A 22,548-nucleotide genomic window follows, 5' to 3' on the forward strand; every position below is an offset into this window, starting at 1 on the left:
TACCCCCGCGGCCCCGTTTCCCCCGTGGCCCCGGGAGGTGCGTCCCCCCGGCCTTCAGGCCACCAGCTCGCCGAAGGACTCCTCCTCGTCACGGCCGAAGCTCAGCACCTCGTCCTCGCGCAGTCGCCGCAGCGAGCGCCAGATGCTCGACTTCACCGTGCCGACACTGATGTCCAGGATCTCCGCGATCTCCGGATCGGTACGGCCCTCGTAGTAGCGCAGCACCAGCATCGTGCGCTGGAGCTCGGGCAGCCGGGCCAGGGCCTGCCACAGGACCGCGCGCAGCTCGGTGCCCCGCATCGCGTCCGTCTCGCCGACCGTCTCCGGCAGCTCCTCGGTCGGGTACTCGTTGAGCTTGCGGCGCCGCCAGGCGCTGATGTGCAGGTTGGTCATGGTGCGACGCAGGTAGCCGCCCACGGCCGCCTTGTCGCTGATCCGGTCCCAGGCGCGGTACGTGGAGAACAGCGCGCTCTGGAGCAGGTCCTCGGCCTCGAAACGGTCACCGGTGAGGTGGTAGGCGGTGGCGTACAGGGAGGCACGACGCTCCTGCACGTAAGCCGTGAACTCGGCTTCCGAGCAGGTGCGCTCCCCCGTGACCTCCCCGTACGCCGCTCCCCCGTCAGCAATGGCCACCATGTACGGCGCCTTGCGCTGACGCCCGACGCTGCGAACGCACCCCCGCCCGTTCACACCGCCGGACTTCTCCGTGCTCCGCACGACGTCGTGGAGACGCGTGACAACTGCGCTTGAGGTGGTGCTGTGCAGTGCGTTCATCTCGCGCCCCCCGTCGGTTGGAGTGTGTTTCGGTCCGTGTGCCAAGAAGCTTGCCCGCCGGACTTCATGGCGTTGTCCGCCGACTGTCACAGCCGTGTCACAGGGAACGGAACGGAAGCGAGTCCATAGCGAGTCCGCCGACGGTCGAACTCCGACGGCCTCATGGGCCAGAATGACCGGGTGCCTTTTCTGCTGCTGATCGAGGACGACGACGCCATCCGCACGGCCCTCGAACTCTCCCTGTCCCGGCAGGGCCACCGGGTGGCCACCGCCGCGACGGGTGAGGACGGACTCCAGCTGCTGCGTGAGCAGCGGCCGGACCTGGTCGTGCTCGACGTCATGCTGCCCGGCATCGACGGTTTCGAGGTCTGCCGGCGGATCCGGCGGACCGACCAGCTGCCGATCATCCTGCTGACCGCGCGCAGCGACGACATCGACGTCGTCGTCGGCCTTGAGTCCGGCGCCGACGACTACGTGGTCAAGCCCGTCCAGGGGCGGGTCCTGGACGCCCGCATCCGGGCCGTGCTGCGGCGCGGGGAGCGCGAGTCCACGGACTCGGCGACGTACGGCTCGCTGGTCATCGACCGTTCCGCGATGACGGTCACCAAGAACGGCGAGGACCTCCAGCTCACCCCGACCGAGCTGCGGCTGCTCCTGGAGCTGAGCCGGCGGCCCGGACAGGCGCTGTCCCGGCAGCAGTTGCTGCGGCTCGTGTGGGAGCACGACTACCTGGGCGACTCGCGGCTCGTGGACGCCTGTGTGCAGCGGCTGCGCGCCAAGGTGGAGGACGTGCCGTCCTCGCCGACGCTGATCCGCACCGTCCGCGGGGTCGGCTACCGGCTGGACGTCCCTGCGTGAGCAAGGGGATCTACGCACGGCTGCGGCTCTCGAGCCTGCGGCTCCGGCTCGTCGTCGTCTTCGCCCTGGTCGCGCTCACCGCGGCCGTCGCCGCCTCCGGCATCGCGTACTGGCTGAACCGCGAGGCGGTGCTGACCCGTACCCAGGACGGGGCGCTCAACGACTTCCGGCAGGAGATGCAGAACCGGGCGGCCACGCTGCCGCTCCGGCCCACCCAGGACGACCTGCGGCGGACCGCCGAGCAGATGGCGAGCGGCAGCGCCGCCCAGTACCAGGTGCTGCTGCTCGGCGAGCGGGCCGCGGGCAAGCCGATCGTGGGCGCCTCGGACCCGGACGACTTCACGCTGGCCGACGTGCCGCGCCCGCTCCAGGAAGCCGTGGACACGAAGCGGGCGGTGACGGAGGGCAATCCGTACGCGTACCACCTGTTCTGGCAGCGCACGGAGCGGAACGGGACGCCGTACCTGGTCGGCGGGACGCGCATCGACGGCGGGGGCCCCGCCGGGTACATGTTCAAGTCGCTGGCCGCGGAGAAGGCCGATCTGAACTCGCTCGCCTGGTCGTTGGGGATCGCCACCGCGCTCGCGGTGGCCGGCTCGGTGCTGCTCGCGCAGGTCGCGGCGACGACCGTGCTGCGCCCGGTGCACCGGCTCGGCGAGGCGGCCCGGCAGCTCGGCGAGGGCAAGCTCGACACCCGGCTGCGGGTCACCGGCGCCGACGAACTGGCCGACCTCACGCGTACGTTCAACAGCGCGGCCGAGTCGCTGCAGAAGAAGGTCGCGGACATGAGCGCGCGGGAGGAGTCCTCCCGGCGGTTCGTTGCCGACATGTCGCACGAGCTGCGCACCCCGCTGACCGCCCTGACGGCCGTCACCGAGGTCCTGGAGGACGAGCAGGACTCCCTGGACCCGATGATCGCCCCGGCGGTGGCGCTCGTGGTGAGCGAGACCCGGCGCCTCAACGACCTGGTGGAGAACCTGATGGAGGTGACCCGCTTCGACGCGGGCACCGCACGGCTCGTCCTGGACGAGGTGGACATCGCGGACCAGATCACCGCGTGCATCGACGCCCGGGCCTGGCTGGACGCGGTCGACCTCGACGCGGAGCGCGGGATCGTGGCGCCGCTCGACCCGCGCCGCCTCGACGTGATCCTGGCGAACCTGATCGGGAACGCGCTGAAGCACGGCGGCTCTCCGGTGCGGGTCTCGGTCCGTACGGACGAGGAGGAGCTGGTCATCGCGGTACGGGACCACGGTCCCGGCATCCCCGAAGAGGTGCTGCCGCACGTGTTCGACCGCTTCTACAAGGCGAGCGCGTCCCGGCCCCGGTCCGACGGCAGCGGGCTCGGCCTGTCGATCGCCATGGAGAACGCGCTGATCCACGGCGGTTCGATCACGGCGTCGAACTCGGTCGGCGAGGACGGAACGGTCGACGGCGCGGTGTTCGTGCTGCGACTGCCCCTGGACGCCTCGGGGATCACCCGCGAGGTGCAGACCCGCAGCAGCCAGGGCGAGGTGGAGGAAGCGTGAGGCGTCGTGTCCCTGTCCTGGCGGCGGCCGCGCTCGCCGCGCTCGTCACCGGCTGCGGGATCCGCACCACGTCGGTCCCCGTCGACGCGGGCGCGGCCCCGTCCCGGGTCCCGTGCAGCGTGACCGAGGACGGTACGTCCGAGGCGGCGCCGCAGGGCGTGCCGGTCCGGGTGTTCCTGGTGTGCGGCTCGCAGCTGGAGGCGGTGGACCGCCGGTCGCCGCTGCCCGAGGAGAAGGCGGGGGGCGATCCGGTGCGGACGGCCGGGGGGCTGCTCGCGCAGCTGCTCGACGAGCCCTCGGAGGCCGAGCGGCAGGCCGGATTCACGACCGAGGTGCGCGGGCCGCTGACCGTCGGCGGCGGGCACGCCGGCGACCCGGCCGGCACGCTGCGGCTGAGCCGCCAGCCGGAGGACCTCGCGCCGACGGCCCTCTCGCAGCTCGTCTGCACCTTCGCGGAGAGCTCGGCGGGCGCGGGCGGGCACACGGTGCTGCTGGGCGGCCCGGGCAAGTACCCCCCGAAGCGGTACCGCTGCTCGTCGGACCTCCGCGAGCGCCCGGACACCGCACCACCGACGGCCCCGGCCCCGGCCCCGTCACCCGGCTGACGCCGCGCGCCGGCCGCCGCCCGTCACCCACGCGTGCGCGGGCGGCGGAACCGATTCCGGTGGTGGGGGCGTCTTGGGGGGCGTGCAGCGTCAAGGTTCGGGCGGCCAGGCCGCCGTGGTCGTCCGCGTGGCGGGGTTCGTCCTCCTCGCCGCGCATCTGCTGCTCGTCGCCTGGGTCAGCCTGCGCCCACGTGACGTCGCCTGGGTGACGGCCCCGAACACCGTCCCGCTGCACGGCCTGCAGGCCGACCTCGCGCTCGGTGGGGTCGAGGCGGCCCGGCTGATCGGCGAGGGCCTGCTGCTCCTGGCCCCGCTCGGGGTGCTGCTCCCGATGGCCGACGGACGGCTCCACGTCTCCGGGTGGGCGTCCCTGACCCGTACGACCGCCGCGGGCGCGCTCGTGTCGCTGGCCGTGGAGCTGCTCCAGACCGCCGTGCCGGGCCAGGTCGTGGACGTGGACTCGGTCCTCCTGAACACGACGGGGGTCGCGCTGGCGCACCTCCTGGTGGTCCCGGCCGGCCGGACCCGGCTGCGCCGCAGGTGGGAGGCGCGGCAGGCGGCGGACGAGGGGTCCGCCCTCCTGCGGGACGAGACGTCTCAGGGTGCGACCCCGACGATTACCAGGGTCCCGATCGCCCCGTAGACCGATGCTTCGTCCCCGTTCGCGACGGCAGTATGGAGGCATCGGAAGCCCCCAGGAGCGGCTTCCGGACCGAACTCCGAAGGAGCCCACCATGGCCGCACTGACCCGCCCCCGTGACGGACGCGTGCTCGGCGGAGTGTGCGCGGCGCTGGCCCGGCGCTTCGGCACCTCCGCGACGACGATGCGTCTGATCTTCCTGGTCTCGTGCCTGCTGCCCGGACCGCAGTTCCTGATCTACCTGGGGCTGTGGATCTTCCTGCCGGCGGAGAAGACCACGCGCTCGGCCTGGTAGCCGAGGGCGCCCGCGCCGAAGGGGCGCGCACCCGGGGATCCGGGTGCGCGCCCCTTCGGCGTGTGCGGGCCTGGTCAGCCGAGCGGCAGCCCGTTCAGCGGCAGGCCGCCGAGGAGCCCGCCGAGCGGGGTGGCGCCGAGGCCGCCGGCCGCGGCGTCGAGCGGGAGGCTCTGGGTGGCCTGTCCCGCGGCGGCGGGCAGGGTCTTCACGCCCTGGTCGAGGCCCTGTCCGAGGGCGCCCTGCCCGGCACCGAGGGACTCGCCGGCGCCGTCCGGGAGCGTGGTGAGGCCCTCGCCCACCGGGAGGGCCGAGGTCACCGTGCCCAGCGCGTCGGCGTCGAGCGGCAGGGCGGGCGCGGCGGTGGCCGCGCCGGCACCGGCGGCGACGAAAGCGGCACCGAGAGCGGCGACACCGAGCTTCTTGGCGGCAGACTGCTTCATCAGAAAATCTTCCTTGGGGAATCCGGGGGCTTCGGGGAAAGCCGGGAGGGGAAATCCTGGGAATGGAGAGCGGCTCTGCAACCTAACCAGCGAACGTCGCCTCCGCAAACACCGAAAAGCGGCCGGGTGTCGCATCGACCCGGCCGCTCCCGTCCCCTGCGCGGGGGTGTTTCTCAGCCCTCCGTACGGGAAGACTCGCTGGTCGTGGCGGTCTGCTGGAACAGCCATTCGGACCTGAGCTCGGCATAGCCGGGCTTGATCACCTCGTTGATCATGGCCAGTCGTTCATCGAAAGGAATGAACGCTGATTTCATCGCATTGACCGTGAACCACTGCATGTCGTCGAGCGTGTAATCGAATGCATCGGTCAGCAGCTCGAATTCCCGGCTCATGCTCGTGCCGCTCATGAGGCGGTTGTCGGTGTTGACCGTGGCCCGGAAGTGGAGCGTGCGCAGGAGACCGATGGGGTGCTCCGCGAAGGAGGCGGCGGCGCCCGTCTGGAGGTTGGAGGAGGGGCACATCTCCAGCGGGATCCGCTTGTCGCGGACGTAGGCCGCCAGGCGGCCGAGGCGGACCGAGCCGTCGTCGGCGACCTCGATGTCGTCGATGATCCGGACGCCGTGGCCGAGCCGGTCGGCGCCGCACCACTGGAGCGCCTGCCAGATCGAGGGCAGCCCGAAGGCCTCGCCCGCGTGGATCGTGAAGTGGTTGTTCTCCCGCTTGAGGTACTCGAAGGCGTCGAGGTGGCGGGTGGGCGGGTAGCCGGCCTCGGCGCCGGCGATGTCGAAGCCGACGACGCCGGAGTCCCGGTAGCGGTTGGCGAGTTCGGCGATCTCCAGGGCGCGGGCGGCGTGCCGCATGGCGGTCAGCAGGGCGCCGACCCTGATCCGGTGGCCGGCCGCCCTGGCCCGCCGTTCACCCTCGCGGAAGCCCTCATTGACGGCCTCCACGACCTCTTCGAGGGTGAGACCGCCCTCCAGGTGCTGCTCGGGGGCGTAGCGCACCTCGGCGTAGACGACCCCGTCCTCGGCGAGGTCGACGGCGCACTCGGCGGCGACGCGGAAGAGGGCGTCCCTGGTCTGCATGACGGCGCAGGTGTGCGCGAAGGTCTCCAGGTACCGCTCCAGGGAGCCGGAGTCGGCGGCTTCGCGGAACCAGATGCCGAGCTTGTCGGGCTCCGTCTCGGGGAGCTGCCCGTAGCCCTGCTCCCGGGCGAGTTCGATGATCGTGCCGGGGCGCAGTCCGCCGTCGAGGTGGTCGTGGAGCAGCACCTTCGGGGCACGGCGGATCTGGTCCGCGGTGGGGACGTTGGGGGTCTGGCTCGTCATTTCCGCACTCTAGCCCCTACGCGCGTAGAGCGCGCCCCTCGGCACGGTGTCCGTGCCTCGGGTCTTCCGGGGCGGCGGATTTCCGGACGCCGCGTCAGAAGCCGGCCGGAGGTGGCGAACGCGTTCAGACCTTCGCGTATACGACTTTTTGGGCTGTTGAGACGACACCGCGTTCCCCGGCTGCGCCGGGGCCGTCCGCTCGCGGTTACGTGGGGCGATCACGGCGGGAGCCGAAACCCGCCGGACCAAGAAGGGACGCCGCATGCGCTACCTCCGTGGACTGCTCGTCGCACTCTCCGCGGGCGCTCTGACGCTCGGCATGGCCGGCACCTCGCAGGCCGACACCGGCACATCGAACCAGATCACCGACCACAGCTGCCAGGGCGGCACGTTCGGCTCCTGCACCCAGGAGCTGAGCTACGCCCCGGAGCTCCTCGGGGACGTCTCGCTCACCGGCCCGCTCCTCGGCCCGGCGGGGCTCCTCGGGCCGGCCGGGCTCCTCGGCCCGTCCGGACTCCTCGGCCGGATCGGCACCACCGAGACCACCACCGCCCAGGGCGCGACCGCGGCCCAGAGCACCGCCGGCACGACGGCGGCCGCCGCCCCGACCACCCTGCCCGCCCCCACCCGGTAACATCCGCCCGGCCCGGGCGGGCGTCCGTCGCCCGGGCGGGCGTCCGTCGCCCGGGCGGGCGTCCGTCGCCCGGGCGGGCGTCCGTCGCCCGGGCCGACGCGGCCCGGGCGACGGGCACCCGCACCGACCGAATTCCGGCCGAACTGCCCTGCCCCGCCGGACGATACGTAACAGAGACCGCGCGTACGACTGGCGTACACCTCTGCTTCTGAGACTGTTCTGCCATGGCGCACTTCGCACTCGTGGGGCCGCCCGAAACCCGGCGACCCCGGCTCGGACGGCCCGTCAGTTCCCGGTCGGCGGTCGCGGCGGTGGGCGGTGTCGTGCTGCTCCTGCCGGACGGCGAGCCGGTGTCGGCGCGGCGGGCCTCCGCGCGGGCGCACGCCGCGATGCTGCCGCTGGCGCGCGAGCTGGTCCGCGCGGGCCGGTCCGAGGGGCTCGCCGCGCACGTGGTGCGCTACCGGGCGCGAGGCTGGAACGGCGCGGACGCGGACCTCGTCGCGGACGCGTCCTGGGCGGTCGCGGAGGCCGTCCGGCGCTACGGCGACGTCCCGGTGTGCCTCCTGGGGCACGGCATGGGAGCCCGCGCCGCGCTGCGGACGGCCGGGCACCCGGCGGTCGCGGCGGTGCTGGCGCTGGCGCCCTGGCTGCCCGAGGACGACGTGGCGGCGGAGCCCGAGCCGGTGCGGCAGCTGATGGGACGCAGGGTGCTGCTCGTGCACGGCACGAACGACGCGCGGACGGACCCGGAGCTGTCGTTCCGGTTCGCCGAGCGGGCGAAGAAGGCCAACCGGGACACCTGCCGCTTCGAGGTCCACTCGGACGGCCACGCGTTGCGCCAGTACGCGGCGGAGGTCCGGGCCCTCGCCGGGAACTTCGTGCTCGGCGCCCTGTTCTCCCGGCCGGTCGCCCGCCCCGTCACCGACGCCATGGCGGCGCCCCCGCCGCTCGGCCTGAGGATGCCGCTGGCGGCGGGCTTCGGGGCGGCGAGGAGCGGGTCACGCCGGCGGTGAGGGCTCCTTCGGGAGCAGGTGGCCGCGCCTGCCGAGCAGGAACTTCTTGAAGGCGGCCACCGGGGCCGTGTCCGGGTGGCCGTCGAGCCAGGCGACGCCGATCTCGCGGACGGCGCGCGGCGCGGTGACGGTGAGTTCCACGACGCCGGGGCGGGGGACGGCGGGCGGCGGCAGCAGGGCGACGCCGAGCCCGGCGGCGACGAGCCCGCGCAGGGTCTCGGCCTCCTCGCCCTCGAAGGCGACCCGGGGCTTGAAGCCGGCCTCCGCGCACAGGTCGTCGGTGATGCGGCGGAGCCCGTACCCCGGCTCCAGGGTCACGAAGGTCTCCTCCGCCGCCTCGGCGAGCCGCACCCGCTTGCGGCCCGCGAGCCGGTGGTCGTCGGGGACGACGAGCCGCAGCCGCTGCTCGTCGAGGCGCCGGGCCACCAGGTCGGGGGCGTCCGGGACCGGGGAGGTCAGGCAGAGGTCGAGGTCGCCGGCCCGCAGCCGCTCGATCATGGCCTCGCCGTAGTTCTGGACGAGGGTGAAGCGGATCCTCGGGTGGTCGACGCGGAAGGCGCGGATGAGGCCCGGGACGGTCTCGGAGCCCATCGTGTGGAGGAAGCCGAAGGCGACGCGGCCCGCCGTCGGGTCGGCGTCGGCCCGTACGGTGTCGGCGGCCCGTTCCACCTCGGCGAGGGCCCGCTCGGCAGCGGTGAGGAAGCGGCGGCCCGCCGGGGTGAGGGAGACGGTGCGGCCGCGCCGGGCGAAGAGGGTGACGCCGAGGTCCTGTTCGAGCCGGACGATCGCCCGCGAGAGCGTCGACTGCGGCACGCCCATCTCGGCCGCGGCCCGGGTCACGTGCTCGTGCCGGGCGACGGCGGCGAAGTACGCGAGCCGCGGCGCGAGCAGCGGCCCCATGTCTTCTTCGTAACTGTTCGGTGACAGGCGGGGCTGTGACCTGTACTCATGCACCATGGGAACGATTACAGCAGTTCCGTGCATTGGACGCATGAAACAGACCGTCCTACGTTCGTGACATGCCTTCCGCCAGTACCAAGGCGGCCGCCACCACCGCGTCCGCCGACACCCGCCTCTCCCCCGGTGCCCCCGGCTACCGCCGGATGAGCCTCGCGCTCTTCGCCGCAGGACTGGCCACCTTCGCCCTCCTCTACTCCACGCAGGCCCTCCTCCCGGCCATCTCGGCCGAGTTCGGCGCCACCGCCTCCGCCGCCTCCTGGACGGTCTCCGCCGCGACCGGCGCCCTCGCCCTCTGCGTCCTGCCGCTCAGCGCCCTCTCGGAGCGCTTCGGGCGGCGCGCCATGATGACGGCCTCCCTCTCGATCGCGGTCGCCGTGGGGCTCCTGGTTCCGCTCGCCCCGAACCTGGAGTCCCTGATCGCGCTCCGCGCGGTCCAGGGCGCCGCGCTCGCCGGTCTGCCGGCCTCGGCGATGGCGTACCTCGCGGAGGAGGTACGGCCCCGGGCCCTGGTCGCCGCGATCGGCCTGTTCGTGGCGGGCAACTCGATCGGCGGCATGAGCGGCCGGCTGGTGACCGGCTGGGTGGCGCAGATGTGGGGCTGGCGGGCGGGACTGGCCGCCGTCGGCCTGACCTCCCTGGTCTGCGTGCTCGCCTTCCGGGCGCTGCTGCCGAAGGCCCGGCACTTCGCGCCCGGCACGCTGAACCCGAGGGCGCTGGCCCGGACCGTGCGCGGTCACCTGGCCGATCCGCTGCTCATGCGGCTGTACGTGATCGGCGCGCTGTTCATGACGGTCTTCGGCGCCGTGTACACGGTGATCGGCTACCGCCTGGTGGAGGCGCCGTTCTCGCTGCCGCAGGGGGTGATCGGCTCGATCTTCCTGATCTACCTGGTGGGCACGGTCTCCTCGGCGGCGGCCGGGAAGCTCGTCGGACGTCTCGGCCGGCGCGGCGCGCTCTACCTCGCGGTGTCCACGACGGCGGCGGGCCTGCTCTTCTCGCTGTCGGACTCCCTGGCCCTCGTCCTCGTGGGCCTGGTCCTGATCACCGCCGGTTTCTTCGCGGGTCACGCGGTCGCGTCGTCCTCGGTGAGCCGCACGGCGACGACGGGCCGCGCGCAGGCCTCGGCGCTGTACCAGTCCGCGTACTACCTGGGCAGCAGCGCGGGCGGCACGCTCGGCGCGATGGCCTTCCACGCGGGCGGCTGGGCGGGCACGGTCGTGATCGGCCTGGTCGCGGTCCTCGGGGTCGTCTCGGTCACGCTGTACGGCTCGCACAGCGCCCGCGTCGCGGCGCGGCGCCCGCATCCGGCCACGGCCTAGTGCTGTGGCCGGGAGCGCGAGGTTCCCCTTCTGGGCTGCAACCGTCACACTCCCCCGTACGTCCTCAAGCACAGGGACCCAAGGGGGAGTTGACGATCATGAACAGAGTCGCTCGACACATAGGCAGAAGGGCGGGCATCGCCGCCGGGATCACGTCGCTCGTGGTGCCGTTGACGATCGCGCTCGGTACGGCTCCGGCGCAGGCCGCGTCCTGCAACGTGACGACGGGGCCGTACCAGAAGCAGGTGGAGAAGTTCCTCGGACGGCCGGTCGACGGGCGCCAGTCGCTCGCCGACTGCCAGGCCGTCCAGGCCTTCCAGCGCAAGCACGGCATCACCCCGGCCGTGGGGTACGCCGGGCCGCTGACCTGGCGCACCATGAACACGATGCTCCAGCAGCGGGCGGCCGGGACCAACCCGAACAAGGACCGCAAGTGTCCGACGAGCAAGGGCCGGATCGCCTGCGTCGACCTGACCCGCCAGCTGACCTGGATCCAGGACGGCTCGCGTCTGAAGTACGGGCCGGTGCCGGTCCGTACGGGCAAGGACGGCACCGAGACCCGTACCGGCCTCAAGAAGATCTACTGGCGGAACATCAACCACTGGTCGACGCTGTACCACGTCTCCATGCCGTACTCGCAGTTCTTCGACGGCGGGCAGGCCTTCCACTCGACGACCAAGTCCATGTGGAACCCGCCGGGCTCGGGCGGCTGCGTCAACATGACGTCGAAGGACGCCAAGGCGTACTGGGGCCTGCTGAAGAACGGGGACGACGTCTTCGTCTACGGACGCAAGCCGGGAACCTGACCCCCGCTGTCAGTCCGCTGCGGTAGCTTCCCTCTCACCGGCACCGAACGGGTGCCGGTGAGGGGTGAGTGGGGTGTGGACCCGATGAGCGACACGGCGACCGCGACGACCGACGAGCTGGACAAGTACCGCAGGGAGCTGACCGGTTACTGCTACCGGATGCTCGGTTCCTCCTTCGAGGCGGAGGACGCGGTGCAGGACACCATGGTCCGCGCCTGGAAGGCCATCGGCTCCTTCGAGGGCCGCTCCTCGCTGCGGTCCTGGCTGTACCGGATCGCCACCAACGTCTGCCTGGACGCGCTGAACGCGGGGAACAGGAGAGCGCGGCCCATGGACCTGACCGGGCCGACGCCCGTCGCGCAGGCGCAGCTCGTCAAGCAGCCGGAGATCACCTGGCTGGAGCCGGTCCCCGACGGGCGGGTACTGCCCTCGGCCGGCGACCCGGCGGAGACGGCCGTCTCCCGCGAGACCGTGCGGCTCGCGTTCGTGGCCGCGCTCCAGCACCTGCCGCCCAAGCAGCGGGCCGTGCTCATCCTGCGGGAGGTGCTCGCCTGGAAGGCGAGCGAGGTCGCCGAGCTCCTCGACACCTCCGTCGCCTCGGTCAACAGCGCCCTCCAGCGGGCCCGCGCGACCCTCGCCGAGCAGGCGCCGGCCGCCTCCGACCCGGCGAACCCGCTGGACGAGGAGCAGCAGGCGCTCCTGGAGCGCTACGTCGCCGCCTTCGAGGGGTACGACATGAAGGCGCTGACGGCGCTCCTCCACGAGGACGCGACGATGTCCATGCCGCCGTACGACCTGTGGCTGCGGGGTCACGACGACATCGTGGGCTGGATGCTGGGCGTCGGCGACGTCTGCCGGGGTTCGAAGCTGGTCCCGACCGTGGCGAACGGCTCGCCGGCCTTCGCGCACTACCACCCGGACCCGGAGGGCGGCTTCAGCCCCTGGGCGCTGATCGTCCTGGAGCTGCGGGACGGCAAGGTCGGCGGGATGGACTTCTTCCTGGACACCGCGCGCTGGTTCCCGCTGTTCGACCTTCCGGCCCGGCTAGAGGCCTAGGGTCTCGGCGACGCCGGTCAGGAGGAGCAGGGCCCGCAGCTCGGGCCCCGCTCCCTCGAAGCGGATCCGGTGGCCGCGTCGCCCGGCGGCGAGCTTCAGCCGGGCGAGGGCGTCGACGGCGGCGAGGTCGGCGCCCCCGAGCGCGCCGACCTCGCAGACGACCTCACCGGGCGGTGCGGCGCCGAGCCGGGCGCAGAGCCGGTTCACCTCGTCCCGGCTGGGGCGGGCGGGCAGGGTCATGACGAGGGGCTGACTGGTGTCCACGTTCCGTACGACCGTCCGGGTGCCCGGAACTCATCGGGGGTCACCCCCTAGGCTCGCGATCATGACTGTTGAGCCTGTCGAACTGGTGATCTTCGACTGTGACGGCGTGCTGGTGGACAGCGAGCGGATCTACTGCCGGGTAGACCGGGAGGTGTTCGCCTCGCTCGGTGCTGAGTTCACCGAGGCCGAAATGGCCGAGCTCTTCGTGGGGTCCTCGCACGAGATGCTCACCACGATCGTGGAGGAGCGGCGGGGCCGCCCCCTCGAACCGGGCTGGGAGGCGCCCTTCCGGCAGCGGTACGAGGACGCCCTGGACGCGGAGCTGACGGCCGTCGAGGGCGTCGCCGACGTCCTGGACGCCCTGTCCGTCCCGTACTGCCTCGCCTCCAACGGCAGCCACACCAGCATCCGCAGGAACCTGAGCCGCACCGGGCTGCTCGGCCGCTTCGAGGGTCGGGCGTTCAGCGCCCGGGACGTCGACCGCGGCAAGCCCGCCCCGGACCTCTTCCTGCACGCGGCGGCCACGCTCGGAGTCCGGCCGGAGCGCTGCGCGGTCGTCGAGGACAGTCCGTACGGAGTCCAGGCGGCCCGCGCGGCCGGCATGCGGGCCTTCGGCTACTGCGGGGGGCTGACGCGGGCGGACCGGCTGGCGGGGGCGCGGACGGTGGTCTTCGACGACATGCGCGAACTGCCGGGACTACTGCTCACGTGACGGGGAACTCGGTGGTGTCGAGGGTGAGGTCGAAGGGGGCGGGGAGGTGGATCGGCTCGCCGAAGGGGACGGCGCCGAGGACGCGGTAGACGCCGTCGGAGGGCTCTCCGTAGAGCGTGATCGTCGGCCCGCCCGGGACCCAGCGATCGACCAGGAGGTAGAGGGGCACGCCGGCTGTCGCGTATCCCGCGGCCTTGGCGATGCGGTCGTGGTTCGCGTTCGACTGCGAAGTGATCTCCACCACGAGCTCCGCTTCCGCGGCCGGGATGAAATGACCGGACCCCATCAGAGCCGCCCTGGGAGCCACCAACAGGTCGGGGATGTACATCCCCGACCGCGCCGGGATGGCGACGGCCTGCGTCTGGTAGATGCCCCGGTCATCCGGAATCACCCGGTACAGCCTGCGCTGGATGTCCTCCGCAATGCTGTTGTGCTGGTTGGCGGGTGACGGTGCCACGGTGATGATCCCCTCGATGATCTCCACCTTGCAGCCCTCGGGCCAGTCCATCTCGTGCCAGAGGCGGACGACATCGTCCCAGCCCTGCCCGGCCTCGGTGGCGAGTGCGCTCATGGTGTGCTCCTCAGTCGGTCGTCACCGATCCCAGCATGCCGAACGGGGCCGGTGGGGGTCCACCGGCCCCGTTCGCCCGAAGGTGTCAGAGGAATATGCTGCGCTATGCGATGCGGTCCAGCACGATCGGGTTCGCCGTGAAGGACGTGCCCTCCGGGGCGATGTCCCACGAGTCGTTCAGGGACTTCAGGGCGTAGTCGAACTTCTCCGGGGTGTCCGTGTGGAGGGTCAGCAGCGGCTGGCCCGCGGTCACCGTGTCGCCCGGCTTCGCGTGGAGCTCGACGCCCGCGCCCGCCTGCACCGGGTCCTCCTTGCGGGCGCGGCCCGCACCCAGACGCCAGGCGGCGATGCCGATGTCGTACGCGTCGAGGCGGGTGAGGACGCCCGTCGACGGAGCCGTGACGACGTGCTGCTCCCGCGCGACCGGCAGGGCCGCGTCCGGGTCGCCGCCCTGCGCCGCGATCATCCGGCGCCAGACGTCCATCGCCGAGCCGTCCGCGAGGGCCTTCGCCGGGTCGGCGTCCTTGATGCCGGCCGCGGCCAGCATCTCGGCCGCCAGGGCGACCGTCAGGTCGACGACGTCCTTCGGGCCGCCGCCGGCGAGGACCTCGACGGACTCGCGGACCTCCAGGGCGTTGCCCGCGGTGAGGCCGAGCGGGGTCGACATGTCGGTGAGGAGCGCGACGGTCTTCACGCCGCTGTCGGTGCCGAGACCGACCATCGTCCGCGCCAGCTCCCGCGCGTCCTCGATGTTCTTCATGAAGGCGCCGGTGCCGACCTTGACGTCCAGGACCAGGGAGCCGGTGCCCTCGGCGATCTTCTTCGACATGATCGAGGAGGCGATGAGCGGGATCGCCTCGACCGTGCCGGTGACGTCGCGGAGCGCGTAGAGCTTCTTGTCCGCCGGGGCCAGGCCGTCGCCCGCCGCGCAGATGACCGCGCCCGTGGTGTCGAGGACGTCCAGCATCTCCTCGTTGGACAGCAGCGCGCGCCAGCCGGGGATGGACTCCAGCTTGTCGAGCGTGCCGCCGGTGTGGCCGAGGCCGCGGCCGGAGAGCTGCGGCACGGCCGCGCCGCAGGCGGCGACGAGCGGCGCGAGCGGGAGGGTGATCTTGTCGCCGACGCCGCCGGTGGAGTGCTTGTCGGCGGTCGGACGGGAGAGGGCGTCGAAGTTCATGCGCTCGCCGGACGCGATCATCGCGGCGGTCCAGCGGGCGATCTCCGCGCGGTTCATGCCGTTCAGCAGGATGGCCATGGCCAGGGCGGACATCTGCTCGTCGGCGACCACGCCGCGGGTGTAGGCGTCGATGACCCAGTCGATCTGCTCCGGGCTCAGCTCGCCCTTGTCCCGCTTGGTGCGGATGACGGAGATGACGTCCATGGTGGTGCCTCTTTCTACGCGCATAGAGGGGGAGGAAAGGAGAGCGACCCTCCCATCGTGCAGGAAGGGCCGCTCCGAGGTGCTACGTGGCGAGGTGGCCGGGCCCGAAGGCCTGCGGGAGCATCTCCGCCAGGGTCAGGAACCCGGCCGGGGTCTCCAGGACGAGCTCGGGCCCCCCGAACTCGTACAGCAGCTGCCGGCACCGCCCGCACGGGACCAGGGACTCGCCCCGGCCGTCCACGCACACGAAGTGCGTGAGCCGGCCGCCCCCGGTGGCCCGGAGCTGGGAGACCAGCCCGCACTCGGCGCACAGGCTGAGGCCGTAGGAGGCGTTCTCCACGTTGCAGCCGGAGACCACCCGCCCGTCCTCGACCAGGGCCGCCGCGCCGACCGGGAAGCCCGAGTACGGGGCGTACGCGCGGGACATCGCCTCGCGGGCGGTCTCCCGGAGCAGGTCCCAGTCGGGCTCCTGAGGGGCGGGCGTCACTTGCCCTGGCCCTTCCGGTAGGGCAGGCCGTCCGCCTTCGGCATCCGCAGGCGCTGCGCCGAGAGGGCGAGCACGAGCAGGGTGGTGATGTACGGGGCGGCGTCGACGAACTGGCTCGGGACCTCGTCGGTGAGGACGTACCAGAGGAAGAAGCCCACGGCGAAGATCGCGCCGATGGCCGCCACGACCCACTTCTTGCGGTACATCTGCCACAGCGCGGCGATCACCAGGAGCAGCGCGACGAGCAGCAGCAGCGCGTGGACGTTCTCGGCGCCGCCGCGCAGCTTGAGGCTGTCGGTGAAGCCGAAGAGGCCGGCACCCATCGCCATGCCGCCGGGCATCCAGTTGCCGAAGATCATCGCGGCGAGACCGATGTAGCCGCGGCCGCCGGTCTGGCCCTCCTGGTAGATGCCGGTGGAGACGATCGCCAGGAACGCGCCGCCGAGGCCGGCGAGACCGCCGGAGACGGCGACGGCGATGTACTTGTACTTGTAGACGTTGACGCCCAGGGACTCGGCCGCGACCGGGTTCTCACCGCAGGAGCGCAGCCGCAGGCCGAAGGCCGTGCGCCAGAGCACCCACCAGGTGGCCGGGATCAGCAGGATCGCGACGACCGTCAGCAGCGACAGGTTGGTGACCAGGCCGCCGAGGATGCCGGCGATGTCCGAGATCAGGAACCAGTGCTTCTGCTGGAGGTCCATCAGCCAGTCCGAGAGCCCGGGAATGGTGATGTCGGTGATCGCGTCGATGCGCGGGGACTGCTTGGAGGAGCCGCCCTCGGCCTCGGCGAACGTGAAGTTCGACAGGTACTGGGTGAAGCCGACCGCGAGGATGTTGATCGCCACACCGGAGACGATGTGGTTCACGTTGAACGTGACGGTGATGATCGCGTGCAGCAGACCGCCCAGCGCGCCGCCGAGGATGCCGACGACGACACCCGTCCAGGGGCCCCACTGGTATCCGGCCCAGGCACCGAACCAGGTGCCGAGGATCATCATGCCTTCGAGACCGATGTTGACGACGCCCGCCCGCTCGGACCACAGACCGCCGAGTCCGGCCATGCCGATCGGCACGGCGAGCTGGAGCGCGCCGGAGACCTGTCCGACGGAGGTGAGGTCGTTCGCGCCGGAGATCACGCGGACGAGCGAGAAGAGGACGAGGCCCGCCGCGACGATCAGCAGGATCCAGGGCCAGGTCAGCTTGCGGCGCGCGGGCTTCATGGGCGCGGCGCTCGGCTTGGCAACGGTGCCGGTGCTCATGCCGTCACCTCCTTGTCGGTCTTGATGGCGCCGCCGGCGGCGAGCTGCTCGCCGACCTTCTGCTGCTGGCGACGGAGGCCGTAACGGCGGACGAGCTCGTAGGAGACGACCACGGCGATCACGATGATGCCCTGCATGATCTGGGTGATCTCCTTCGGGTAACCCTCGATGTCGAGCGTCGAGGACGCCTTGTCGAGGAACGCGAAGAGCAGGGCGGCGAAGAAGATGCCGACCGGGTGGTTCCGCCCGAGGAGGGCGATGGCGATGGCGGTGAAGCCGACGCCGACCGGGAAGTCGAGGCTGTACGTGTGGGTCTCGCCGAGCAGCGTCGGCATGCCCGAGAGGCCGGCGAGGGCGCCGGAGATCAGCATCGCGCTGAGGATCATCTTCTTGGCGTCGACGCCGCTGGCCTGGGCCGCGGACTCGCTCTCGCCGGTGGCGCGCAGGTCGAAGCCGTAGCGGGTGCGGTTGAGGACGAACCAGTAGACGACGCCGAGCGCGAGCGCGACGAAGGTGAAGCCGTAGATCTGGCCGCCGTCGCCCATGTCGACGCCGGGGAACCAGCCGGACTCGGCGATCTCACCGGTGGTCAGGTTGTTCGAGCCGGGAGGCTGGACGCCGAAGTTCTTCGGCAGCAGCAGCCAGGCCACCAGCGAGGTGGTGATGGCGTTCAGCATGATCGTGGAGACGACCTCGGAGACGCCCCGGGTGGTCTTCAGGATGCCCGCGATGCCGGCCCAGAAGGCACCGGTCACCATCGCGACGATCACGATCAGCAGGATGTGCAGCGGCCCCGGGAGGTCGACCGAGGCGCCGACCACGGCCGAGATCATCGCGGCGAGGCGGTACTGGCCGTCGACGCCGATGTTGAAGAGGTTCATCCGGAAGCCGATGGCCACCGCCAGCGCCGCCAGGTAGTAGATCCCGGTCTGGTTGACGATGAGCACCTGGGTGTCGGAGAACCCGGCGTTGTCGATCATCAGCTGGATCGGCTCGATCGGGTCGAGGCCCGTCGCGAGCAGCACCAGGACGGTGAGCACGAACGAGGTGACCAGCGCGAGCACGGGACCGGCGGCCCCGATGAGCAGCTTGTCCTTGTCGATCTTCATCATCGGGCGTCACCGTCTTCGGACTGCTCGGTGCCTTCGAGGGAGCCGGTGGCCGCGCCGGTCATGGCGGAGCCCAGCTCCTCGGGCGTGATGGTGGCGGGGTCGGCGTCGGCGACCAGCTTGCCGCGGTACATGACCCGGAGGGTGTCGGACAGGCCGATCAGCTCGTCGAGGTCGGCGGAGATCAGCAGCACCGCGAGGCCCTCGCGGCGGGCGTCCCGGATCGCGTCCCAGATCTGCGCCTGCGCGCCGACGTCCACACCACGGGTGGGGTGGGCGGCGATCAGGAACTTGGGGGCGTGGCTCATCTCGCGGCCGACGATCAGCTTCTGCTGGTTGCCGCCGGACAGGGAGGCCGCGGTGACGTCGATGCCCGGGGTACGGACGTCGTACTCGCGCACGATCCGCTCGGTGTCCTTGCGGGCGGCCTTGGGGTCGAGGATGCCGCGCTTGGAGTTGGGCGCCTCGGAGACGTGGCCGAGGATCCGGTTCTCCCAGAGCGGGGCCTCCAGGAGCAGGCCGTGGCGGTGGCGGTCCTCGGGGATGTAGCCGATGCCGCCCTCGCGGCGCTTGCGCACCGGGACCTTGGAGATGTCCTGGCCGTCGAGCGTGATGACGCCCGCGTCGGGGCTCGCCATGCCCATCAGGGCCTCGATGAGCTCGGTCTGGCCGTTGCCCTCGACGCCCGCGATGCCCAGGATCTCGCCCTTGTGGATGGTGAGCGAGATGTCGTCGAGGAGCTTGCGGCCCTCGCCGACCTCCTGCAGGCCGACCGCGCCGGACGGGTCCGGCGGGGCGGCGGTGGTGAGGGGGGCGGTCGCGGCGGCGCCGGCCTCCGTCAGGGTCAGGCCTTCGACCTGGAGCATCGGGATGTCCGTGACCGTCGACTCGCGGGTCTCCGGCGAGGGCAGCTCGCTGCCGACCATCAGCTCGGCGAGCTGCTTGGTGGTGGCGGTCTTCGGGTCGGCGGTGCCGACGGTGGTGCCGCGGCGGATGACGGTGATGTCGTCCGCGACCTTCAGGACCTCGCCCAGCTTGTGCGAGATGAAGATGACGGTCAGGCCCTCGGACTTGAGCTCGCGCAGGTTGTCGAAGAGCGCGTCGACCTCCTGCGGGACGAGGACGGCGGTCGGCTCGTCGAGGATGAGGATCTTGGCGCCGCGGTAGAGGACCTTGAGGATCTCCACGCGCTGGCGCTCGGCGACGCCGAGGTCCTCGACGAGCACGTCCGGGCGGACCCCGAGACCGTACGCGTCGGAGATCTCCTTGATCTTCTTCCGGGCCTTGGCCCCGATGCCGTAGAGCTTCTCGCCGCCGAGGACGACGTTCTCCAGGACGGTGAGGTTGTCGGCGAGCATGAAGTGCTGGTGCACCATGCCGATGCCGCGCGCGATGGCGTCACCGGGGCTGGAGAAGGTGACCTGTTCGCCGTCGACGGCGATCGTGCCCTCGTCCGGCTTCTGCATGCCGTAGAGGATCTTCATGAGGGTCGACTTGCCGGCACCGTTCTCGCCGATGAGGGCGTGCACGGTGCCCTTGCGGACCGTGATGGCGATGTCCTTGTTGGCGACGACGCCGGGGAATCGCTTGGTGATGCCGTGCAGTTCTACGGCAGGGGGGCTGGACGCGTTGATGACGCACTCTCCTTGGCCGGAAGGAGTGGGAGCGGGAGGGCAGGGCGGGGCGAAGTTATCGTGCCAGGGAGACATCTACACGCGTAGCGCTGCCGAAAAATGAAAACCCGTACGGGAATGGGCCCGGCGCCCGGCGTCCGGTGGGGGTGCCACCGGACGCCGGGCCCGGGCTCAGGTCGTGACCTGCTGCCTTACGGAGCGGTCTTGACCGTGATCTTGCCGTCGATGATGTCCTTCTTCGCCTTCTCCACGGCGGCGGTGACGTCGGTCATCTTGACGTACGCCGGGTTGGAGTCGGCCAGGCCGACGCCGTCGGTGGCGAGGCCGTAGCGGATCTCACCGGTCTGCGGCTTGCCGTCCTTGACGGACTTGATGACGTTGAAGACGGAGTCCGAGACGTCCTTGGTGACCGAGGTCAGGATGTGGTCCTTGTACGAGGCCAGACCCGCCTGGTTGTACTGGTCGGAGTCGACGCCGATGGCCCACACGCCCGCGGTCGCGGCGGCCTCGATCGCGCCGGAACCGGCCAGACCGGCGGCGGCGTAGATCACGTCGGCGCCCTTGTCGATCTGGCCCTGGGCGGCGGCCTTGCCGAGGTCGGGCTTGGAGAAGCCGTCGAAGTTCGGCGGCTGGGTCAGGTACTGGACGAGCACCTTCGTCTTGGGGTTGGTGTCCTTGACGCCCTGCGCGAAGCCCGCCTCGAACTTCTTGATCAGCGGGACCTCGACGCCGCCGATGAAGCCGACCGTGCCGGACTTCGACGCCTTGGCGGCGGCGACGCCGGCCAGGTAGGAGCCCTGCTCCTCGTTGAAGACGAGGTTGGCGATGTTCGGACCGGTCACCGAGGTGTCGTCGATGAGGCCGAAGGTGGTCTTCGGGTAGGCCTTGGCGACCTTCTCGATGGCCGGGGCGTAGGCGAAGCCGACGCCGATGACCGGGTTGTTGCCCGAGCGGGCCAGCGAGGTGAGGCGGGCGACCTTGTCGGCGTCGCTCTCGCCGGCCGACGGCTCGGCCTCGGCGCCCTTGACGTCGAGCTCGTCCTCGGCCTTCTTCAGACCGGCGTAGGCGGCGTCGTTGAACGACTGGTCGCCGCGGCCGCCGATGTCGTACGCGATGGCCGCCTTGACGGCCTTCGAGCCCGAGGTCGAGCTGGAGCTCGAACCGCCGTCGCTCGACGACTTGCCACACGCGGTGGCGGAGAGCGCGAGCGCCGCAGCGGCGATGCCCACGGTCGTGATCCTGGTGATCCGGCGCAAGAGGAGGGTCCCTTCAAGACTGACCGAAAGCGCCTCTTCCGGCGCTGGTTTCGCGGCGATCGTAACGCGCGTAGATGTCAGTTAAAGACCCGTTCATGAGTCGTTATCGGATCGTCGCGAACCGGCCAGCCGAGGCGACCGGGGGCGTTCGGCCCGGTACCGCCGGTTATACATCCCGGTCGGGGCAGGGGGTAGACCGGGGAACGGGGACACGCCGGTCCGTGGGCCGGGTGGGCGAGTGTGCCGTCCGGCCGGACCGCAATGCTCCGGGCGTGGCGTTGATCACCGCCGGGGCGTGGGATTGATCACCGCGCGGCGAGGCCCCCGGACCTGCCGGGGGCCGGGCGTGGCGGGCGTCAGGGCCTCGGTGCGGCGTCGAGCAGGGCCGCGGCCGTGAAGAGTTCCACGCCGGCCTCGATGCACCGCTCGTCCACGTCGAAGTCGCCGGCGTGCAGGTCCCGGACCCGGGTGTCGCCGGGGGTGCGGACGCCGAGGCGGGCCATGGCGCCGGGGACGTGCTCCAGGTACCAGGAGAAGTCCTCGCCGCCGAGGCTCTGCTCGGTGTCCTCGATCGCGTGGGGGCCCCGGCGGGCCGCCATGGCGTCGTGCAGCAGTTCGGTGATGGCCGGGTCGTTGACGACCGGGGGGACGCCGCGGACGTAGGTGACGGTCGACTTGGCCCGGTGCAGGGTGGCGATCTCGTCGATGGCCGCGTGGACCAGGTCGGGCGCGTCCCGCCAGGTCGGCAGGTCGAGGCAGCGGACGGTGCCGGAGAGCGCGGCGTGCTGCGGGATGACGTTGGGGGCGTGGCCGGACTCGATGCGGCCCCAGGTGACCGAGAGGCCCGAGCGGGCGTCGACGCGGCGGGCGAGGACGGCGGGGACGTCGATGGCGACCCGTGCGGCGGCGGTGACCAGGTCGGTGGTGAGGTGCGGGCGGGCGGTGTGGCCGCCCGGGCCGTCGAGGGTGACCTCGAGACGGTCGCAGGCGGAGGTGATGGGGCCGACCCGGAGCCCGATCTTCCCGGCGTCGACGCGGGGGTCGCAGTGGACGGCGATGATCCGGCCGACGCCGTCCAGGACCCCGGCCTCGACGGCGTCGGCGGCGCCGCCGGGCAGGACCTCCTCGGCGGGCTGGAAAATCAGCCGCACCGCGTGCGGCAGCAGGCCGCGACGGTCGAGGTCGGCGAGGACGAGTCCGGCGCCGAGGACGGTGGTGGTGTGGACGTCGTGTCCGCAGGCGTGGGCGCGGTTGGCCACGGTGGAGCGGTAGGCGACGGTCTTCACGTCGGGGATGGGCAGCGCGTCGAGGTCGGCACGGAGCGCGAGCATGGCCCGGCCCGGGTCCCGGGTGCCGATGTCACAGATGAGTCCGGTGCCTGCCGGAAGGACCCTCGGCGCGAGGCCGGCCGCCTCCAGGCGGGCCTTGAGCGCGGCGGTCGTACGGAACTCCTGGTTCCCGAGCTCGGGGTGCATGTGCAAGTCCCTGCGGAAGGCGACGAGTTCGGCGCGCAGGGAGTCGGACAGCGTTCCGGGCAGGGTGACGGAGCCTGGCTCACGGGACTTCAACTGGTTCACCCTTTGAAGGGTAGGCCCGTCGAGAGGTCAACTGCCCGTTG

The 22,548-nt window shown here is 71.8% G+C and carries 24 protein-coding genes; 11 read left to right on the top strand and 13 right to left on the bottom strand.

Annotation, left to right across the window (positions count from 1 at the left end):
• Window positions 1–54: 54 nt before the first annotated feature.
• Complete coding sequence (locus ABTY59_RS01625) at window positions 55–774, bottom strand: SigE family RNA polymerase sigma factor (protein WP_352016894.1); 720 nt, start codon at window positions 772–774, stop codon at window positions 55–57.
• A gap of 180 nt (window positions 775–954) precedes the next feature.
• Between ABTY59_RS01625 and afsQ1 the strand changes: the two genes are divergently transcribed.
• The 5 genes from afsQ1 to ABTY59_RS01650 all read left to right on the top strand — a co-directional run bounded on the left by afsQ1 (window position 955) and on the right by ABTY59_RS01650 (window position 4,701).
• A complete protein-coding gene (afsQ1, locus tag ABTY59_RS01630; protein ID WP_017239746.1) occupies window positions 955–1,632 on the top strand; it encodes a two-component system response regulator AfsQ1 in 678 nt (225 codons plus the stop codon).
• Complete coding sequence (locus ABTY59_RS01635; protein WP_352016895.1) at window positions 1,629–3,161, top strand: ATP-binding protein; 1,533 nt, start codon at window positions 1,629–1,631, stop codon at window positions 3,159–3,161. Before afsQ1 ends, ABTY59_RS01635 begins: the two co-directional genes overlap by 4 nt.
• Window positions 3,158–3,766, top strand: a complete 609-nt coding sequence (locus ABTY59_RS01640; RefSeq protein WP_352016896.1) for a hypothetical protein — start codon at window positions 3,158–3,160, stop codon at window positions 3,764–3,766. Before ABTY59_RS01635 ends, ABTY59_RS01640 begins: the two co-directional genes overlap by 4 nt.
• Window positions 3,767–3,848: 82 nt before the next feature.
• Complete coding sequence (locus ABTY59_RS01645; protein WP_352016897.1) at window positions 3,849–4,409, top strand: VanZ family protein; 561 nt, start codon at window positions 3,849–3,851, stop codon at window positions 4,407–4,409.
• A gap of 91 nt (window positions 4,410–4,500) precedes the next feature.
• Window positions 4,501–4,701 (top strand): PspC domain-containing protein, encoded by a 201-nt coding sequence (locus ABTY59_RS01650; protein ID WP_352016898.1) that lies wholly within the window; start codon window positions 4,501–4,503, stop codon window positions 4,699–4,701.
• 74 nt (window positions 4,702–4,775) lie between these two features.
• Here ABTY59_RS01650 and ABTY59_RS01655 read toward each other — a convergent pair whose 3' ends face one another.
• A complete protein-coding gene (locus ABTY59_RS01655) occupies window positions 4,776–5,141 on the bottom strand; it encodes a hypothetical protein (RefSeq protein WP_352016899.1) in 366 nt (121 codons plus the stop codon).
• A 173-nt stretch (window positions 5,142–5,314) separates the two neighbouring features.
• On the bottom strand, window positions 5,315–6,469 hold the full coding sequence (locus tag ABTY59_RS01660; RefSeq protein ID WP_352016900.1) for an adenosine deaminase: 1,155 nt from the start codon (window positions 6,467–6,469) through the stop codon (window positions 5,315–5,317).
• A gap of 262 nt (window positions 6,470–6,731) precedes the next feature.
• Between ABTY59_RS01660 and ABTY59_RS01665 the strand changes: the two genes are divergently transcribed.
• Window positions 6,732–7,103: a hypothetical protein gene (locus tag ABTY59_RS01665; protein ID WP_352016901.1), complete on the top strand. Its 372-nt coding sequence runs from the start codon at window positions 6,732–6,734 to the stop codon at window positions 7,101–7,103.
• 224 nt (window positions 7,104–7,327) lie between these two features.
• Entirely contained in the window at window positions 7,328–8,116 is a 789-nt protein-coding gene (locus ABTY59_RS01670) for an alpha/beta fold hydrolase (protein WP_352016902.1), read from the top strand.
• On the opposite strand, the gene ABTY59_RS01675 is transcribed toward ABTY59_RS01670, so the two are convergent.
• A complete protein-coding gene (locus tag ABTY59_RS01675; RefSeq protein WP_352016903.1) occupies window positions 8,102–9,073 on the bottom strand; it encodes a LysR family transcriptional regulator in 972 nt (323 codons plus the stop codon). The two genes, ABTY59_RS01670 and ABTY59_RS01675, sit on opposite strands and share 15 nt — an antisense overlap.
• 62 nt (window positions 9,074–9,135) lie before the next feature.
• Between ABTY59_RS01675 and ABTY59_RS01680 the strand changes: the two genes are divergently transcribed.
• The 3 genes from ABTY59_RS01680 (at window position 9,136) to ABTY59_RS01690 (ending at window position 12,257) form a co-directional block, all read left to right on the top strand.
• Complete coding sequence (locus ABTY59_RS01680; protein WP_352016904.1) at window positions 9,136–10,395, top strand: MFS transporter; 1,260 nt, start codon at window positions 9,136–9,138, stop codon at window positions 10,393–10,395.
• Between the two features lie 98 nt (window positions 10,396–10,493).
• Window positions 10,494–11,201, top strand: a complete 708-nt coding sequence (locus ABTY59_RS01685; protein ID WP_352016905.1) for a L,D-transpeptidase family protein — start codon at window positions 10,494–10,496, stop codon at window positions 11,199–11,201.
• 84 nt (window positions 11,202–11,285) lie between these two features.
• On the top strand, window positions 11,286–12,257 hold the full coding sequence (locus ABTY59_RS01690) for a sigma-70 family RNA polymerase sigma factor (protein ID WP_352016906.1): 972 nt from the start codon (window positions 11,286–11,288) through the stop codon (window positions 12,255–12,257).
• Here the strand turns inward: ABTY59_RS01690 and ABTY59_RS01695 are convergent.
• Window positions 12,246–12,521 (bottom strand): STAS domain-containing protein, encoded by a 276-nt coding sequence (locus ABTY59_RS01695; protein ID WP_352016907.1) that lies wholly within the window; start codon window positions 12,519–12,521, stop codon window positions 12,246–12,248. The genes ABTY59_RS01690 and ABTY59_RS01695 overlap by 12 nt on opposite strands.
• A gap of 61 nt (window positions 12,522–12,582) precedes the next feature.
• On the opposite strand from ABTY59_RS01695, the gene ABTY59_RS01700 reads away from it, so the two are divergent.
• Window positions 12,583–13,233, top strand: coding sequence for an HAD family hydrolase (locus ABTY59_RS01700; RefSeq protein ID WP_352016908.1), 651 nt, complete (start codon window positions 12,583–12,585; stop codon window positions 13,231–13,233).
• On the opposite strand, the gene ABTY59_RS01705 is transcribed toward ABTY59_RS01700, so the two are convergent.
• The 8 genes from ABTY59_RS01705 to ABTY59_RS01740 all read right to left on the bottom strand — a co-directional run bounded on the left by ABTY59_RS01705 (window position 13,226) and on the right by ABTY59_RS01740 (window position 22,507).
• Window positions 13,226–13,804, bottom strand: coding sequence for a Uma2 family endonuclease (locus tag ABTY59_RS01705; RefSeq protein ID WP_352016909.1), 579 nt, complete (start codon window positions 13,802–13,804; stop codon window positions 13,226–13,228). The genes ABTY59_RS01700 and ABTY59_RS01705 overlap by 8 nt on opposite strands.
• A gap of 103 nt (window positions 13,805–13,907) precedes the next feature.
• Window positions 13,908–15,185 (bottom strand): thymidine phosphorylase, encoded by a 1,278-nt coding sequence (locus ABTY59_RS01710; RefSeq protein ID WP_352016910.1) that lies wholly within the window; start codon window positions 15,183–15,185, stop codon window positions 13,908–13,910.
• Window positions 15,186–15,267: 82 nt separating this feature from the next.
• Entirely contained in the window at window positions 15,268–15,672 is a 405-nt protein-coding gene (locus ABTY59_RS01715; RefSeq protein WP_352016911.1) for a cytidine deaminase, read from the bottom strand.
• Window positions 15,669–16,931: an ABC transporter permease gene (locus ABTY59_RS01720; protein ID WP_352016912.1), complete on the bottom strand. Its 1,263-nt coding sequence runs from the start codon at window positions 16,929–16,931 to the stop codon at window positions 15,669–15,671. Before ABTY59_RS01720 ends, ABTY59_RS01715 begins: the two co-directional genes overlap by 4 nt.
• Window positions 16,928–18,043 carry an ABC transporter permease gene (locus tag ABTY59_RS01725; protein ID WP_352016913.1) on the bottom strand — a complete coding sequence of 372 codons (1,116 nt, stop codon included), beginning with the start codon at window positions 18,041–18,043 and terminating at the stop codon, window positions 16,928–16,930. The genes ABTY59_RS01720 and ABTY59_RS01725 overlap by 4 nt, the downstream gene beginning before the upstream one ends.
• Complete coding sequence (locus ABTY59_RS01730; RefSeq protein ID WP_352016914.1) at window positions 18,040–19,749, bottom strand: ABC transporter ATP-binding protein; 1,710 nt, start codon at window positions 19,747–19,749, stop codon at window positions 18,040–18,042. Before ABTY59_RS01730 ends, ABTY59_RS01725 begins: the two co-directional genes overlap by 4 nt.
• Window positions 19,750–19,865: 116 nt before the next feature.
• Window positions 19,866–20,930 (bottom strand): BMP family lipoprotein, encoded by a 1,065-nt coding sequence (locus ABTY59_RS01735; RefSeq protein WP_352016915.1) that lies wholly within the window; start codon window positions 20,928–20,930, stop codon window positions 19,866–19,868.
• Window positions 20,931–21,286: 356 nt separating this feature from the next.
• Complete coding sequence (locus ABTY59_RS01740; protein WP_352016916.1) at window positions 21,287–22,507, bottom strand: amidohydrolase; 1,221 nt, start codon at window positions 22,505–22,507, stop codon at window positions 21,287–21,289.
• Window positions 22,508–22,548: the final 41 nt, after the last annotated feature.

It is taken from the genome of Streptomyces sp. NPDC096079, from assembly GCF_040303145.1.
Classification (GTDB): Bacteria; Actinomycetota; Actinomycetes; order Streptomycetales; family Streptomycetaceae; genus Streptomyces.